12 protein-coding genes, 1 tRNA gene and 1 pseudogene are annotated in these 17277 nt (G+C 61.7%); 5 read left to right on the forward strand and 9 right to left on the reverse strand.

The window, feature by feature from the left end:
- Positions 1–36: 36 nt before the first annotated feature.
- The gene (locus V5279_RS22600) at positions 37–597 is read right to left on the reverse strand and encodes a hypothetical protein (RefSeq protein ID WP_338687777.1); all 561 of its coding nucleotides are present in this window, start codon (positions 595–597) and stop codon (positions 37–39) included.
- 313 nt (positions 598–910) lie between these two features.
- On the opposite strand from V5279_RS22600, the gene V5279_RS22605 reads away from it, so the two are divergent.
- The 3 genes from V5279_RS22605 to V5279_RS22615 all read left to right on the forward strand — a co-directional run bounded on the left by V5279_RS22605 (position 911) and on the right by V5279_RS22615 (position 4338).
- Positions 911–2242, forward strand: a complete 1332-nt coding sequence (locus V5279_RS22605; RefSeq protein ID WP_338687779.1) for a hypothetical protein — start codon at positions 911–913, stop codon at positions 2240–2242.
- A gap of 31 nt (positions 2243–2273) precedes the next feature.
- Positions 2274–3155, forward strand: coding sequence for a HEPN domain-containing protein (locus V5279_RS22610; RefSeq protein WP_338687781.1), 882 nt, complete (start codon positions 2274–2276; stop codon positions 3153–3155).
- Between the two features lie 70 nt (positions 3156–3225).
- A complete protein-coding gene (locus V5279_RS22615) occupies positions 3226–4338 on the forward strand; it encodes a hypothetical protein (protein ID WP_338687783.1) in 1113 nt (370 codons plus the stop codon).
- Between the two features lie 198 nt (positions 4339–4536).
- Here V5279_RS22615 and V5279_RS22620 read toward each other — a convergent pair.
- From V5279_RS22620 to V5279_RS22630, 3 genes are all read right to left on the reverse strand, one after another.
- A tRNA-Lys gene (locus V5279_RS22620) sits at positions 4537–4612 on the reverse strand.
- 194 nt (positions 4613–4806) lie between these two features.
- Positions 4807–7683 (reverse strand): glycosyltransferase, encoded by a 2877-nt coding sequence (locus tag V5279_RS22625; RefSeq protein WP_338687785.1) that lies wholly within the window; start codon positions 7681–7683, stop codon positions 4807–4809.
- 192 nt (positions 7684–7875) lie between these two features.
- The gene (locus tag V5279_RS22630) at positions 7876–8487 is read right to left on the reverse strand and encodes a beta-1-3, beta-1-6-glucan biosynthesis protein (RefSeq protein WP_338687787.1); all 612 of its coding nucleotides are present in this window, start codon (positions 8485–8487) and stop codon (positions 7876–7878) included.
- Between the two features lie 244 nt (positions 8488–8731).
- Between V5279_RS22630 and V5279_RS22635 the strand changes: the two genes are divergently transcribed.
- Positions 8732–10360, forward strand: coding sequence for a beta-(1-6) glucans synthase (locus V5279_RS22635; protein WP_338687789.1), 1629 nt, complete (start codon positions 8732–8734; stop codon positions 10358–10360).
- Here V5279_RS22635 and V5279_RS22640 read toward each other — a convergent pair.
- Positions 10320–10700, reverse strand: coding sequence for a hypothetical protein (locus tag V5279_RS22640; protein ID WP_029081899.1), 381 nt, complete (start codon positions 10698–10700; stop codon positions 10320–10322). The two genes, V5279_RS22635 and V5279_RS22640, sit on opposite strands and share 41 nt — an antisense overlap.
- Positions 10701–10795: 95 nt before the next feature.
- Entirely contained in the window at positions 10796–12199 is a 1404-nt protein-coding gene (locus V5279_RS22645; protein WP_338687799.1) for a hypothetical protein, read from the reverse strand.
- 183 nt (positions 12200–12382) lie between these two features.
- On the opposite strand from V5279_RS22645, the gene glmU reads away from it, so the two are divergent.
- The gene (gene glmU, locus V5279_RS22650) at positions 12383–13741 is read left to right on the forward strand and encodes a bifunctional UDP-N-acetylglucosamine diphosphorylase/glucosamine-1-phosphate N-acetyltransferase GlmU (protein ID WP_338687801.1); all 1359 of its coding nucleotides are present in this window, start codon (positions 12383–12385) and stop codon (positions 13739–13741) included.
- Between the two features lie 213 nt (positions 13742–13954).
- Here the strand turns inward: glmU and V5279_RS22655 are convergent.
- From V5279_RS22655 to V5279_RS22665, 3 genes and pseudogenes are all read right to left on the reverse strand, one after another.
- A pseudogene (locus V5279_RS22655) lies at positions 13955–14721 on the reverse strand (IS5 family transposase).
- Positions 14722–15285: 564 nt separating this feature from the next.
- Positions 15286–16869 carry a solute symporter family protein gene (locus tag V5279_RS22660; RefSeq protein WP_338687804.1) on the reverse strand — a complete coding sequence of 528 codons (1584 nt, stop codon included), beginning with the start codon at positions 16867–16869 and terminating at the stop codon, positions 15286–15288.
- A gap of 13 nt (positions 16870–16882) precedes the next feature.
- Positions 16883–17173, reverse strand: coding sequence for a DUF485 domain-containing protein (locus V5279_RS22665; RefSeq protein ID WP_166205061.1), 291 nt, complete (start codon positions 17171–17173; stop codon positions 16883–16885).
- Positions 17174–17277: the final 104 nt, after the last annotated feature.

Here is a 17277-nt window from a genome sequence, read left to right on the forward strand (position 1 = left end):
AGCTTTGGTCTTCGGAGGGCGTTCGGTTCGCGAACGCTATTTCAGTTGCTCAAGGCGGTAACCATTTTCCGTAGATGTGTAGTGCCAATCGTAACCGATGGCCCGCAGACGTTGGTTAGTCCATTCATCTGGCAGCTGTTCTTTGCCAGAGTGGATAGCTTCAGATTTCTCTGGGTGTTCCGCAATAAATTCGTTCGCTAGCTTCTGAAAGATTCGAATTTGTCGAGTTGTATCATTCGCGAGCCCCATTTCTTCGAGGACATCAACTGGTGATCGACCACCGCGTCCCCCTCGATCAGCTTGACCTGCTTCGCCACCTTCACCTCCAAGCGCAAATCCGTCGCCGTTCACCTCTGCGGCTCCGCCAGCACCACCAGGACCATTAGGTCCGCCCCCGCCTCCTTTGCCGCCTATGGCAGTACCCGAACCGACAACTTTAGCACTGCCGCCAGCTCCTCCGCCCGTTGGGTTGCTCTTGATGCCTGTGATGGCCGGAACAACTACAAACAAGAATCCGCCGACGATGGCTCCGATCAACATCCTTATCAACCAAGGTTGCTGAACCAGACCTGTCCAAATTTCCGAAATGCTTGGCATCATATAATTCCTAATCGCTCTTCGCTTATCAGTCCGAATAGGTCTTAAGCCTTCCGTGTCGCACGCCGCGAACATAGCCGTGCGAAACCTGACTCTCCAGTTCGGCTTCAAGGAATTCATTCGCAATCAACAGCGCCTTCACGGCCTCGCGTGCGTTGCGATTGCCTGATCCGCAGCCGTTTCCAGCCACTCCACGTCTGATTGTGGATTGGGGGCGCTTGCCGTGGACATTGAAGGCTGTTCCGTGGTAGGTCCAAGCTAAACGTTCTCACTATGTTCTGGCATTGTCAAGCTGGAGCAGCTCGGAAGAAAAATGCCACTGGAACTGCATACAGACTGCAAAACTCGCCTCGTTGAGGCCCTAGCTGAAGCTATCCCACTTTTCGAAGTGCGGCATGGGATGTTTCTCGAACGCTTTCCGACTTGGATGTTGCTTGATCGCGTCGAAAATGTGCTCCCAAAAAAAGGCAAGCTTCATGAGCAGCTAGTCAGTTCTATTGACGAAAGACCCTTCACCGAATTCGTCATTCACACGTTAACCCGAGAACTTGCTGCCGAAAAATTTGTGTCAGAGGGGCCGAACGTTAAGCTGACGACACTCGAACGATTTAACGACCCGCAGGCGCTTGCTCGACGGCTCGTTAGCGAGTTCGAAAGTCTTCCTCATGCTTACACGCTGTCGCTTCGTCTCCCTGCACGCTTGGAAAAGATAATCGGAGTGGGGCGAAGCGAAGTTAAGCTGGCACCTAACATCAGGATCGTTCGCGCAACAACTGCCTTCGCACATGAGTTTTCGCTCGAAACGCCGACCCCCCAGATTCGCGAAAGGCTTGTTCCTCGTCCCGCTCTCTCGTTGTTCTTTCCGGACGAGCAGGCTAAATGGGATGAGAACGCCCTATATCTACAGATAGCCGTGCATGGCTTTATCGGTACGTATGGCGGGTCCAACACTGATCAAGATGTACAACGGACGATCCGTTCGGTTTTTGGGTTGGGGCTTGCCCTTCAGTTATTTCAGACTCAGTTTGAGTACGGCGTGACTGAATCCAGTGCATCGTTGGTCGTTCACAGAGAACGGTCCGATGGTTCTTGGGAGGTGCAAGGGAAGCTGGAGCTGAGCGATAGTCTTGCAGCAACCCTAGATACGTTGCGGCTTGGAGATGCCCATGGATGGGTGAACTCTCAGGAGCGGCAAGATGCGTGGAGCGAACGGTGCTTCGAGGAAATGCGCAGCGTATTTCGGCAGAAGGAAAAGGCGGAATCGCTCCTGTTGGCCTCTCAATGGTATTTTGACGGAAGCCATGGCGCGGACGAACTGCTGAGGTACGTGCAGTCGATGGTCGTGATTGAGATCGTATTGGGCGATAAAGCGACTTCGGATCAAATGGGATTAAACGAACTTCTCAGAAACAGATGCGCGTACCTCATTGGGAATAGCCAAGAGCAAAGGGCGGAGGTTCTCGACACCTTCAGGCGAATCTACGACGTGCGATCTCAAATAGTTCATCGCGGCAAACATCGTCTCTCGTCCGAGGAGCGTGGGCTTTTGCATCGCCTGCGGTGGATGTGCCTGAGAGTCATTCAAAGAGAAGTTGATCTACTAAGTGCGAACAAAAAAACTGATGCTCCTTTGGCGGATTCCTAGCGCACCCTGTGTCACGGCTCGGTGTTGAATTATGAGCATTGATCTAGACGAACTGTATCCCTACAGCTTGGTAGATGAGTTCTTCATTAAGACCGCCGACGACAATTATGTGAATGCGCGGTGGTGCTTTGAATACGGCCTTGATGTCGATTTCTTTTGGCTGGCGGCGCACTGCATAGAAAAGTATCTAAAAGCCGCGCTTCTGTTGAACGGTCGGAGCGCCAAGCGCTATGGACACGACATAACGGCCCTGTATCCCGAAGTCCAATCCCTAGCTCCGGAGCTGCTGCCAGTGAGGGTCGAGACGCCAGTCGGGCTAGAAGAAGGGCTATTTGGCTTAGGGAGTGAACCGGTCGAAGAGTTTGTGCGTCGGGTGTACTTGTATGGCCAGCCCGACAATCGGTATCAAATGATTGGATACATCAAGCGAGAGGCCGACATTCTTAAGCTTGACCAATTGGTCTTCGCGGTAAGACGGTTGTGCCAACCGCTAGAGAGCCACTTCTTGGGTCAGCAACATAAAGGCAAAGCGGGTTTTCCCGACGAAACTCGACGCGAGCGCATGCTGAGGGACGATCCAAGCTCTCGCAACCTTTACTCGAACCTTGAAAAGGTCATAAGCGGCGAGCGGGGAAAACTCCTTCGACGTATCGCTCTGAATTGGAATTTTTCGTTTGCGCCACCGGACTTCAAGCATGGTCGAATTCGGTTAGGATACCGTATGGTGAACCCTGTGACAGTGCTGAGGTTCTTGGACCCGCTGGATAAGGGGACGGTCGAGCAAGACAAGCACGCCGACGAATTGTGGGAATGGGCAACGGAGAATATCTATTTCCCGAGCGAGTTCAGGAAACTGTATGAGGCGGAACGGAAGCGCAGGAAGGAAAAGGCCAAAGAAACACGGAAGTCGTAACGCACGTTCTCCCGGCTTCAAAAATGTATGATACCATTGCTTCCCTTCGACTAGCTGCGAGAGACGTAACGTGGACGACGCAACGATCTCGATATCAAGCTCGACCGATGCAGGCGGTCCGCTGATCCGCATCGAAGAGCTGCCGCAGGCCGACGGACGCCCGGCCAGGTTTGTCACCCTTCCTGCAAACCTGCGGCCTCTCGGATACGCTGAATTGATTCAGGCGCGTCCGGACAAGAAATTGACTATCTCGATAAACTGGGACGGCACTCAGATTATCGACACCAACATCGAGGGCCTGGATAAGAAAGTTTTGTCCAACGCAAATGGGGTGCTCGAAAGTCACTTCACTTCGCGAGCAATTGGCCTCGTCAAGGGAGGTTGGTTGCCCCCAGCCTTTGCCGCGACGAATAGCTCGACGATTTTGATCGATAGAAACATCGTTTCACAGATTGTCGGTCGTTTCGACAGGGGGAAGGCCGTGGGCGCTGATCCCGATTTCCTTGACCTCTTTGCTGATCAACCCGTGAAGATCAATCCACTACTATTTGCGATGGAGGGAAATACGCGAGCGATTCCCACTGCCGAGCAAGTGCGCGATCAGCTCGACGAAGTCATCACGAAGCTACGGACCGCGCTACCATCCGCTAAATTAGTCGTCGGCCCCGGCAGCCTACAAGGCGCCCTTGGATTGATTGAGGACACGCGAGCAGGCATCACAAGAAAGCAGCAGTTCCTAATGCGGTTAGCTCCGAGCCTTGCCACGCCGGTCAGCAGGGCGGACATGCCCGCGCGAAGGGATGAGGTGTTTGCCACTGCGGATCAATGCGGGGTTTCGCGCAGTTCACTCGTGGTCCTTGCGGCTTTGAGCGCGGCATTTTTTGGCAACGGGGTCAGTCCCGCCAAGAGGTTGCTGAAATTCAAGGCCGGTTATCGGGAGGAGGACGCTTATAACGCGTTGGTCGACTTACGCTCGCTGGAGATGCTGATTTACCTCTTCGCGTTCTTTCCTGATGAGTCGACGATGCTGTGTACGGCCGACCGTAACCTGGCTCTCTTTTGGACGGGGATTCGGGCATCAAATTTCGAGCGAAATGGCGCTGCGGTCAGATTTGATCTGTCTCCAACCGACGAACTGTTGCCCGGCGCGGTGAACGAGTGGCGCGATCATCTAGGGCAATAGGGGGCGGCGCTATGCGCGCTGCTCGCACGTTCGCTTGCGCCAAATTTGGCTTACCGCTTGTCGACTTCTGCCTGAAGGTGCCCGGCGTTGAGCGTCTTTGCTCTGAAAATCTGTTACCCAGGCGTTACCCGATAAGACGGCCGAGTCTAGGGCTCATGATGTCTTACGGATATTCCTCAAGTGAAATCAGTGATTTGTTGGTGAGCGCGGAGGGACTCGAACCCTCGACCCCATGATTAAAAGTCACGTGCTCTACCGCCTGAGCTACGCGCTCACTCACCTGAACATCGGATCCGGACGTCAGCAGGGTAACCCGCAGGTTAGCCCGCACTTGGGATCTTGCTCCAGCCCGCGCTGTGTAGGGGGCAGGGCCCATCGGGTCAATAGCCGAGGGGCGGTCAATTGTGCATCGATCCGCCGGATTTGCTGTTCCCCCACCTGTGGTTAGGGCCGTTTCTTGAAGTCGGCTCAGCCGTCGTGGCGGATTTCCGATCCGACCGGCTGCGACGGGGCGGCGACCGAGGGCAGGCTGACCGGGCGCAACCCGATCAGTTCCGCCGTCCGGATCGCGCTGTTGCGCCAGAACGAGAACTCGTTGATCCGCGAATTCTCCAGGATCGCGATGGAAACCGCGGCAAGGAACGGCAGGCTTTGCAGCACCAGCACGCCGGCGAAGATGTAGATCTCGCGCACCTGCTTGTAGCCGTTGGTGACGACAAGCACGATGGCGCCGACCAAGAGCAGCACGCCGATCACGGCTTCCCAGAACGCCTGGAACTCGATCGACATCCGTGACAGGCCGCCCTTGGAGGTGCGGGCGAAGGCGAGATGCTCGGTGATCAGGCCCTGCGCCACCGCGCGCGACACCGTCCACTGCACGCTCATCGCCGCGATCATGGCGCCCAGCATCTGGGCGGCCTTGATGTTCACCCGCAGCCGGTAGAGCGCGACAAAATGCACCAGCGAGACGATGAAGGAGGCGATGATCGGCAAGGTCAGGATCTTGTCGGGGATCGCGATGTCGGCGAAGGCGACGATCGGGACCCAGATCAGATTGAGGATCGCGACCACGACGCCGAGGCTTTCGGCGCCGAGCCAGTTGAGCCAGCCGAGCGAGAATTCGCGGCGCTGATCGGGCGTCAGCCGGCTGGCGCCGGGCAGGAAGCGCCGCCAGTGCTTCTTGACGATCTGGAAGCCGCCATAGGCCCAGCGGTGGCGCTGCTTCTTGAAGGCCTCGTAGGTGTCGGGCAGCAGGCCTTCGCCGTAGCGCACATTGGTGTAGTGCGTGAGCCAGCCCTGCTGCTGGATCGAGAGGCCGAGATCGGTGTCCTCGCAGATCGTGTCGCTGGACCAGCCGCCGGCCTTGTCCATCGCGGCGCGGCGGATCAGGCACATCGTGCCGTGCACGATGATGGCGTTGAACTCGTTGCGCTGGACCATGCCGATGTCGAAGAAGCCGGCATATTCGCCGTTCATGATGTAGTGCATCAGCGAGCGGTCGCCGTCGCGATGCTCCTGCGGCGCCTGCACCAGGCCGACGCGCGGATCGGCGAAGGCCGGCACGAGATCCTTCAGCCAGTCCGGATGCACGACATAGTCGGCGTCGATGATGCCGATGATCTCGGCATCAACAGCGGTGCGTTCCATCGCGATGCGCAGCGCGCCGGCCTTGAAGCCCTGCACCTTCTCGGCATTGATGAACTTGAAGCGCTCGCCGAGCAGCCGGCAGTGATCCTGGATCGGCCGCCAGAAGTCGGGATCGGGCGTGTTGTTGATGATGCAGACGCACTCGAAATTCGGATAGTCGAGCCGCGACACCGCATCGAGCGTCTGCTTCAGCATCTCGACCGGTTCGAAATAGGCCGGGATGTGGATCGAGACTTTCGGAAACGTCACGCTCTCGCCGACCGTGGCGGGAGCAAGCGGCTCGCTTTTGCCGATCAACCGGCGCGGGCCGCGACCGAATGCCACCGCAGCGATCTCCTCGATTCGCGCCATCGCGATCAAGACCAGCGGAACCAGCAGCACCAGGCCAAGGCTGAGCGCAAAGGCCGAGCCCCAGACGAAGTAGTGCGTGGTCCAGTAGGAGAACACGGTCGCAACCCAGGCGCCGACACCGTTGGCTGCGGCCGACAGCAGCAGCGCCTGCATCACGGTCGGCGAATCCAACCTCAGGATCGGCAGCGACATGAACAGCCCGACCAGCACGGCGACCAGCCCAATCTTCCAGTAGTTCAGATCGGTGACCGGACCGGTCCAGGCGAATTTCGCTTCGCGGTCGGCATTGAGGATGCCCCAGTAGGGACCGACACCGCCTTCGAAGAACTTCCAGGGCTGATCGATGGCTTCGACGATGTTGTAGTCCATGCCGATGGCTTCGGCGCGGGTGACGAAGTTGCGCAGCACGGTAGCCTGCTGGAACGGGCCGGGCTCGGCGTTGCGCAGATTGTAACCCTGGCTGGGCCAGCCGAATTCGGCGATCAGGATGCGCTTGCCGGGGAATGAATCACGCAACAGATTGTAGCGGTCGACTGCCTGGTCCACCGCCTGCTTGTCGGTGAAGTTTTCCCAGTAGGGCAGCACGTGAGCGGCGATGAAGTCGGACGAATTGGCGAGCTGCGGGTGATCGCGCCAGATGTTCCAGATTTCACCGGTCGTGACGGGGACGTTGACCGATTTTTTGACCGTTTGGATCACTCTGATCAGCCGGTGCACATTGTTCTCTGCAATCGCCCACTTCATCGCCTCGGCCCGCTTGTCCTCGGGCTGCACTTCGGCATCGTGAAGGCGTGCGTCCTCCTCGCGCTGAATGCGCGGGGCCTCGTCGCGAAGGAAGCGAGCAAAATCCTCGCGATAGCGCTCGGCCTCGTCTGGGCTGGGGTCGTCCGCCTTGGGCAACGGTCCGAGGTTCTCGATCGGGACCTGCTCGCCGCGGAACACAGTTTCGTTGCCGACGACGATGCCGATGACATTGCTGTTGCGCTTGGCGAGATTGATCGCATTGAACAGCTCGCGGCTGTTGCGGTTGGCGTCCTTGTCGATCCACGCGCCGACCGTGACCTTCATGCCGAATTCGGCGGCGACCGGCGGCACCAACTCATTGCCTTCAGTCGACGAATAGAGACGGACCGCCTTTGTGAGCGTGGAGAGCTTTCGCAGGTCGGTGCGCACCTTCTCGGTGTCGGCGGCGACATCCGCGACGGTGTGGCCTGACTCGAACGGGGCGTAGGACAAGCTCGGCAGCGTGCCACGGAAATCGGGCGCCGACTGCTTCTCCTGGAAGAGACCCCACAGGGCGGCGTGGGCGGCGGTGACAAGCAACAGGACGGCGACGACGGCGCGCATCGCGGTTAAACCATACGGGGCCTGAGAGTGAGGACGAAGCGAACCCGTCCCCTGGGTTCGACCAACACGGCGGCGGAGGCAAAGTATCTCCGCCATCCGATTTAACAACTGGTGTGCCGCGATGGCGTTTTAAGGGCGCAAGCCGTTCCAGCCGCGAAAAAAATCGCAGCCGGACCCGATCGCGGAATGCGGTTATTTCGATGCCGGCGCCGGTGATGCCGACGGGGTCGGCGCGGGCGAGGGCGAGGCGGCGGGCGCAGGCGCAGCGGTGCCGGCGGTCGCTGGTGCCGGGGTGGGCGCGGCGGCCGCAGCCGCGGCCTGCGGCTGGGCGCCCGGATTGATCCAGCAGGCGTGGATGCGGCCGTCGAGGCTGCCGCGCACCTTGTCGTCGATCTGGGCGCCGAACCGGGTCAGGCAGCGGAACGCAGCCTGGACGTGGCCGCCGGGGCAGCCGAACCGGTCATAGAGGTCGAGATGGCGGAAGGCGGTGTCGAGGTCGTCGTTCCACATCAGACGGACCACGCGGCGGCCGAGCCAGACGCATTCCGGGTTGCCAGCCGGACCGTTGATGGCCTGCTGGGCCTCGACGAATTCCTCGACCTTGCGCTGGTTGGCTTCCCGCGCGGCATTTGCGTTGGCGTCCGCCTGCCCAGGCTGCTGTTTGGCCTGGTCCGGCGGGTTCGGCGTGCCTGACTGGGCGAAAGCGCCGCCGGCTCCGGTCAGGAGCGCAAGGCCTGCCACAAGGCCCGTTACGGCAAGGTGGCGCAAAGCAGTGTTCTTCAACTCAAGCAGCCGTCGACGCATGCATTCCCCGATATGTTCCTGCCCCCGCGGGATCATCCTAACGGCTCGCGTGATGCCGTCCAAATAGGGCTCCAGCGCGGTGGAGACTCTGGCGGAATCCCATGACTGGAATTTGGTATTTTGTCCAGCAAACTCACAACTTTATCGCACCAGCGCAAAACTGTCGCAGGACAACCATGGTATTGACCTAATCCTACTCTTGGCAGATGGGCTGTGACCGGCTAATTCGACGGTCCCCCGGAGGATGGAACCGATTTCGCTTCGTACGCCGCTGGCGCTTCTCCTGATCTCGCTCGCCGTGATTGCAGCCGTGTGGTGGTGGCTCGCCACGCCGATCACGCTCGCGCGCGCGCCGATCGATCCTGCCGCGAAGCTGCAATGCGTGTCCTACACGCCGTTCCGCGGCGCCCAGACGCCGCTGGATCCCACCACGCAAATCCCGGTCGAGCAGATCGAGCAGGACCTCGCCGATCTCGCCAAGGTCACCGATTGCGTGCGCACCTATTCGATCGAGAACGGCCTCGACCAGGTCCCCGGCGTTGCGGCCAAGGTCGGCTTGAAGGTGATGCAGGGCATCTGGCTCGGCAGCAATCGCTTCAAGAACCTGCAGCAGATCGCGATCGCGGTGCGGCTCTCCAAGGAATATCCCGGCGTGATCACCGCGCTGATCGTCGGCAACGAAGTGCTGCTGCGCGGCGAGATGACGGCCGCCGATCTCGCCGGCAACATTCGCGCGGTGAAGGCGGCAGCGGGCAATGTCCCTGTCACCTATGCCGACGTCTGGGAATACTGGCTGAAAAATCGCGAGATCTATGAGGCGGTCGATTTCGTCACGATTCACATCCTCCCGTATTGGGAGGACATCCCGATCAAGGCCAAATACGCCGCAGCCCATGTCGACGACATCCGCAAGCGGATGGCGGTGACGTTCCCGGGCAAGGAGATCCTGATCGGCGAGACCGGCTGGCCGAGCACCGGACGGATGCGGGAGGGCGCCTTGCCGTCGCGCACCAACCAGGCGCGGGTAGTGTCCGAGATCCTCGATCTCGCCAAGCGCGAGGGGTTTCGGGTCAATTTGATCGAGGCCTACGACCAGCCCTGGAAGCGCAGGCTCGAGGGCACCGTCGGCGGCTATTGGGGCTTGTTCGATTCGATCAAGCGGCAGGTGAAGTATCCGCCGGGCGTTGCGATCAGCAACTATCCCGCCTGGAAGCTGCAGATGGCGGGCGGCATGGCGCTGTCCGTCGCGACCTTCTTTGTGGCCTGGCTGACGCTGCGCCGTAGGCCCTGGACGCCGCGGCCGTCGGCCTGGTTCGCGGTCGCCATTTCGGCGACGACGGCGGGGACGCTGCTCGGAATCGCCGGCGACAAGATGTATTATGAGAGCTACGGCGCCGGCGGCTGGCTGCATTGGGCCGTGCTGCTCGCGGCCGCGATCGCCTCGCCGTTGCTGACGGCGCATGCACTGATCGCCGGGCGCTCGCTGCCGACCTTTCTCGAACTGGTCGGGCCGCGCGACTATCGCGGTAAGGGCGCGATCGGCGCGTTGCTGGCGATCGTGCTGGCGGTGACCACCGTGATCGCGGCCGAGACCGCGCTCGGCTTCACCTTCGATCCGCGCTATCGCGATTTCCCGTATGCTTCGCTGACCATGGCCGTGGTGCCGTTCGCGCTGCTGACCATGCTCAATCGCCCCAAGGAGGGCGTCCGGCCGGTCGCGGAGTCCGTGTTCGCCGGCCTGTTGGCGATCGCGGCCGGCTACATGTTCATCAACGAGGGCACCATCAACTGGCAGTCGGACTGGACCTGCGTGATGTACCTGCTGCTGGCGGCTACGCTGTGGCGGGCGCGGGCCGCGCAAAACCCAGGATAAACAGTCCGATCGCGAGCCCCGACAGCACGACATTGTAGAGCACGATGCCGAGCCCGGCGGCGATCAGCCCGACAGTCAGCAGCACGATCGACGGCCGCGTCAGGTTCAGCACCGCGATCACCAGCGCGGTGATGCCGAACACCGAATTCTTGAACAGCACGGTCGAGAGCGCGCGCGCCTTGCAGAGCATGTTCTGCGTGCCGGCGTCGCAGGCCAGCGCAACGGGCGAGAATTCGATCGCCAGATAGCGCACATACAGTGCGTAACCGACGGTGAGGAAGCCGATGACCAGCAGGAACTGGACCTGATAGGGCGAGAGGCGGAACGGAGGTTTTGTCATCGCGGCACTATGGTCGGGAAAAGGTTCTGGGACAAGGCTCGGTCAGAGCAGCGAAATCGGTTGAGAATTTGGCCGTAATCCCTTGCCGGACATGATTATTGGCTGTTCCGCCGGAACATCGAGGAAATCGTCGTCGGCTCCGGCTTCTTGTCCTCGGCCACAGGCTGCGGGGGTGGTGCAGCGGTGCGCTTCGGCGCCATCCGCCGATGCGCCGGGACAGGCTTGCTGCCGGCCGGCGGCTCGTTCAGGGCGAGCCGCTGGCCGTCATAGATCGCCGTCTCGCAGGTCCGCTGGATCAGGCTGAGGCCCGCGCAAATCTTGGCGGCGGTGCCGGCGTCGTTCAGCGGTCCGGCCACCAGGCGCAGCTGCATGCCGAGCCCGTTGCTGCCTTCCTTGATCACGATGATCGGCCGCAGCGCGGCCAGCGGCGCGTTGGCCTTGGACTTCAACAGACCGCGCCACAGCGCGCGTAGCCCGTTGACTGAATTCGCGGTGCCGAGATCGACGCCGAAATCGGTGCGCTGGATCTGCGCCTTCGGCGCGCCGGCATCGTCGTCGACGTCGGAGTCTGGATCGGGGGTGATGACCAGCGGCGGCATCGGTGCTGCGGTCACGTCGTTGGCGGTCGGCGGCTTGCCGGCCTCGGTGGCCTTTTTCGCCGCTGGCTCAAGTGATGCCACGAGCGGCTTGTCCGCGACCGGCGTGGCCGGGGGCACAGACGCAACCGCTTTTGCATCCTCGGCGCTGGCAGCCGCGGCCGCCGTCATCGGGCTCGCAATCGATGCTGCAAAGCCGGAGCCCGGTTGCGAAGAGGCCGGCTGCGAATTCTCCGCGGCCGGCGGCTTCTCGGACACGGCCTGCGGCTTGGTCGCGGGAGCAGGTTTCTTGTCGGCCACCGCGGGCTTCTCGACCGCAGCAACTGGCTTCTCGACCGGTCCAGCCGGCTTGCTGTCGGTTGAAGCAGCCGTCTTGCCTGATATCGCCGACTTGTCCGGCGCGGCTGGCGGCGTGGTTGCGACCGGGGCGACGGCCGGCACGGGCGCCGGAACGGCGGGCGCTGAATTGGCGGGAGCGGGTTGCGTGGGGGCCGCCGCTGCAGAGCTCGACGGCGCCGGTGCCGTGGCCTGCTTGGCGATCGTGCCGGTCACGGAGTCGAGGCCCTGTTCCAGGCTGGTGATGCGTGAATAAAGCCGGTCGCGGTCGCCGCTCAGCGTATCGATCGCGGACGCCAGCCGGCGCGTCTCGTTGTGGCTCTCTTTCGCCAGCGTCTGCAATTGCTGGGCCTGGCGTGCAATGTCCGACGCTGCGACCTGGTCGCGCTTCAGCGTCAGCGCCGACTGGTTGGCCATCACGGCGACGATCACGGCGCCGACCGCGGCGACGCCCCACGAGCCGAGTCGCCATAGCATGCGGCGATCGAAAGCTTCCTCCTCGGCCAAAAAGCCGGTGGTGCTCTCGGTGTCGAAATCCGCCGCCAGATTGTCGCGATCTTTGGCCAAAGCCCGCTTGGCCCTCCTCAAGGCCCGCCGAATCACGAGGTAAAGATTAACAGGAAATGGACCGGGAACTTGATTCTGAGCGGCGGCGGGGGCGAAACGGTTTCTTCTGCCGGGGAAAACAATTAAAGACGGCCTCAAAGTAAGCTTTGCGCAGCGAACTGCGCGGGAGATCGAGGATTGCGAATGACTGCGCGAACCAGCCTGACTGTGGTGCTTGCGGCCGGTGAGGGCACGCGAATGCGATCGTCGCTGCCGAAGGTGCTGCATCCGGTGGCCGGCCAGGCGCTGCTGTCGCATGTGCTCAATGCCGCCGCCGCCGGCGAAGGATTGCAGCTTGCGGTCGTGATCGGCCCCGACCACGAGGCGGTCGCCGCCGAGGTGCGCCGGGTGCGTCCCGACGCGCAGACCTTCGTGCAGCGCGAACGGCTCGGCACGGCGCATGCGGTGCTGGCCGCGCGCGAGGCGATCGCCCGCGGCGCCGACGACCTGCTGGTCGCGTTCGGCGACACGCCGCTGATCTCGGCCGAGACCTTTGCGCGGATGCGCGCGCCGCTGCGCGACGGCGCTGATCTCGCGGTGCTCGGCTTCCGCGCCGCCGACCCGACCGGCTATGGCCGGCTGGTGGTCGAGAACGGCAGGCTGGTCGCGATCCGCGAGCAGGCCGACGCCAATCCCGAGGAGCGCAAGATCACGCTGTGCAACGCCGGCGTGATGGCGTTCGGTGGCAAGACCGCGCTCGCGATCATCGAGAAGATCGGCAACGCCAACGCCAAGGGCGAATATTATCTGACCGATGCCGTCGGCATTGTCAGGGAACTGGGACTGGAGGCCGTCGTGATCGAAACCAGCGAAGACGAAGTGCGCGGCATCAACACCAAGGCGCAGCTCGCGGAGGCCGAGGCCGTGATGCAGGCGCGGCTGCGCAAGCAGGCGCTCGAGGCCGGCGTGACCCTGATCGCGCCGGAGACGGTCTATCTCGCGGCCGACACCAAATTCGGCAAGGACGTCACGATCGAGCCGTTCGTGGTGATCGGCCCCGGCGTTTCGATCGACGACGGCGCCGTGATCCATTCCTTCTCGCACATCGTCGAGGCCAGCATCGGCAAGAAGGTGTCGGTCGGTCCCTATGCGCGGCTGCGGCCCGGCACCTCGCTCGGCGACGGCGCGCGGATCGGCAATTTCGTCGAGACCAAGGCCGCGACGCTGGAGGCCGGCGTCAAGGTCAACCATCTCTCCTATGTCGGCGACGCCCATGTCGGCGCCAATTCCAACCTCGGCGCCGGCACCATCACCTGCAATTATGACGGCTTCCTCAAGCACAAGACGCTGATCGGCGAGGGCGCCTTCGTCGGCACCAATACGTCGCTGGTCGCGCCTGTGACGATCGGCAAGGGCGCCTATATCGGCTCGGGCTCGGTCATCACCAAAGACGTCCCCGACGACGCGATGTCGATTGAGCGTAGTGAACAATCCATCCGCGAAGGCGGCGCCGCGCGCTATCGCCAGGCCAAGATGAAGGCGAAGGCTGCGAAGGGGAAGTGAGGCAGTCGCGTCGCTGGCATACGCCTGCCTGACGATGTCGTTGCTGCGCATCCCGATCCGAGGTGTCATCACCCGCGCATGCGGGTGATCCAGTATTCCAGAGACACCTGTTGTTGAGCCGAGGGGCCGCGGCGTACTGGATCGCCCGGTCGAGCCGGGCGATGACAGGTACCACACACGCGACCGTCGTCCTGGCCTAGGTGGTGTGGACACTTATCGCATCCATAAGACGATGGCTGCGAGAGTGACGACGGCCAGGTAATTTCGGGCGGTCTTTTCGAAGCGGGTTGCAACGCGGCGGAACTGCTTGAGCTTTGAGAAGCAGCATTCGACGAGATGACGCTGGGCATAGAAATGCTTGTCGAGTGGATATTTGAGCGCACGTGACGGGTTGTTGGGGATCACGGCGAGCGCGCCTTTGGCGGCGATGGCTTGGCGCAAGTGATCGGCGTCATAGGCCGTATCGGCCATGATGACCTCGGCGGATAAGCCTTCGATCAATGCGGCGGCTTGCGGTGCATCGCCCTTCTGACCTGCGGTGAGCTTGAACCGCACCGGACATCCCAAGCCTCGAACGGCCATATGTATCTTGGTGCTCAGGCCGCCGCGCGAGCGGCCGATCGCTTGATCTTCCGCTTGATCTTCAGACCCCCCTTTTTGGCGCCGGCGGCGTGCTGATGCGCCCGAACGATGGTGGAATCGACGATCAGATATTCGAAGTCCGGATCATCGGACATCGCCTCGAAGATCCGCCACCAAACACCCTTGATGCTCCATCGACTGAAGCGCCGGAACACGCTGTTCCAGTCCCCAAACACCTCCGGAAGATCGCGCCAGGGAGACCCCGTACGCACGATCCACAGCACACCTTCCACGAACATCCGGTTGTCGCGCCCGGTGGAGCCCTTCTGATCGGGGCGCCCTATGATCAGCGGCGCTATCCGCTCCCACGCCGCGTCGCTCAATACCAAACGGTCCATCACACCCAAGGCGGCCTCCCCAAAAGCAGCCTTGAATCTGATTTGCTCCTAAAAGGGAATCCTTAGAGTCCACACCACCTAGCGCGCAATTGCGCACGGGAGCTAGGACCCTAGCCACCGCATTTGATGATATGAACGGGATCGTGGCCCCAGCATCGCGAAAGAAGTCTCATTCGGGGTAATGGGTCCTGGCTTTCGCCAGGACGACAACGAATGGGTTGCGCAAGCTGCGAGTCATACATCTGCGTTCTCGCGACCTGAATCGTCCGAGCTTTGCTCTTCGTTCCACCCTCTCCATGAAGAGGGCGCAGGGAAAGCCGGGTGCCGATCGCACCCATGGGCCCCGAGCAATGGGTAGAAAGCTCGGGGGTAGGACCAAAGGTGTAACCGGAAACAGCCCGGCTTTCCCCTGCGCGATGGGTTACGGCTTATACGTGCTCTCCCCGGCGAGACTGGGCTTGCTTGTGACCGCCCTCGCATCATGCCTTCGCGTTCGCAAGGGGACACCGGCCACTAGGGGGCGCCAGCAAGAACGCGATCGTATCGTCGGCCGGCCGACGCGGTTCAGGCGGCACTTTTCGCCTGGCGCGGCGCGTCGGTGTTCGGCTGGACCGGTCCGAACAGGATGCGCCGCTGCATCTCGTCAAAAGCGAAATTTGCGTTCTTCTCCCGCGTGACCAGCGAGAGCAGGATCGCGACCGCAAACGATAGCGGCATGCTGATGATCGCAGGATTGCGCAGCGATACGAACCACCATTCATGCTGGATCGCGGCCAGCGGCTTGCCGAGAATGTCGACCTGGATGGTCGGCGACAGATAGATCAGCACCAGGGAGCTCAGCGTGCCGACGAGGATGCTGGCCACGGCTGCAGGCGTCGTGAACCGGCGCCAGGTGATGGCGAGCACGAGCGAGGGGAAATTCGCGGCGCAGGCGATCGAGAACGCAAGCCCCGCCATGAAGGCGACGTTCTGGCCTTCGAACGCGACCCCAAGAATGATGGCGAGGATGGAAATCATCACGGTCGCGACGCGCGCGACCTTGAGCTGCTCGGCCTCCGAAGCGGTGCCGTCCCGGATCACATTGGTCCAGACGTCGTGGCAGAGCGTTGCGACGCCCGACAGCGTCAACCCCGCGACGACGGCGAGCATCGTCGCGAAGGCGACCGCGCAGATGAAGCCGAAGAACGCATTGCCGCCGACGGTGAGCGCCAGCAGGGGCGCTGCCATGTTGCCGCCGCCTCCGGCCTTTGCCACCGCCTCGGGGCCGACCAGCACCATGGCGCCGAAGCCGATGATGAAGACCATGAGATGAAATACGCCGATCAGGCCGGTTGCATAGAGGATCGACAGCCGCGCGGCCTTGGAATCCTTCACCGTATAGGCCCGCATCAGCACATGCGGCATCGCGGCGGTCCCGAACATCAGGCCGAGCCCGAGCGAGATGGCATCCCATTGGCCGGAGATCACCTTCGATCCCGGCTGCAGAACCCTGGTGCCGTATTTCTCGGACGCCGCGGCGAACAGCTTCAGCGGGTTCATGTCGAAATGGGTCAAGACGAGGAAGGCGAGCAGGATGCCGCCGCCCATCAGCAACGCAGCCTTGACCACCTGCACCCAGGTGGTCGCCAACATCCCGCCAAACAGCACATAGACCAGCATCACGCTGCCGACGATGACGACCGACCAGGTGTAGGGCAGGCCGAACAGCAGTTTGATCAGCGATCCTGTCGCGACCATCTGGGCGATCAGGTAGAACAGGATGACGGCAAGTGTACCGACGGCGCCGGCAAGGCGCACCGGGCGTTGACGCAGGCGATAGGCCACGACGTCGGCGAAGGTGAAGCGGCCGACGTTGCGCAACGGTTCGACGATCAGGAACAGAATGATCGGCCAGCCGACAAGCCAGCCGATCGAATAGATCATGCCGTCGAAGCCGTTTGAGGTGACGATGCCGGCAATTCCGAGCAAGGCGGCGGCGCTCAGGAAGTCACCCGCGAGTGCCCAGCCATTCTGCCACGGCGTGACCTGACCACCGGCGGCAAAGAAGTGCTCGGTGGTGCGCGTGCGCCGTGCGGCCCAATAGGTGATCGCCAGCGTCAATTTCATGAAGGCGAAGAAGAACCCGATAGAAAGCGCGCTGCTGCCCATTTTTTCTGCCCCTTTAGCGAAGGTTGCGGATGCCAGCGTCGAACACCCGGTTCGCCCACAGCACGTAGACCAGGCAGAGCGCGAAGGACGAGATGATGACGAGCGGGCCGAGCACAATGCAGAGGGTCAGGCCGGGCATCAGGATGGTGCCGAGCAGCGGCTTGTCGAACGCGAAAAGCCCCATGAAGCCGAAATAGATCACCATCATCGCGACGCTGAGAACGAGCGCGACCGTTAGCCGCTTCTTGGCCAAGGCGCCGACGCTCGACGCCGGATCGACATTGCCTGACGTAACCACCTTCATATTTGGCCCCTCAAAACTTCAGCGCGCCCTGCCTGGCGCCAATCGGAGGAGCTTCAGCCGGGCTCCGACGGAAGGGAATTATGGATTTTTGCAATCTGCCGTGC

Source organism: Bradyrhizobium sp. 26S5 (assembly GCF_036923295.1).
GTDB lineage: Bacteria > Pseudomonadota > Alphaproteobacteria > Rhizobiales > Xanthobacteraceae > Bradyrhizobium > Bradyrhizobium septentrionale.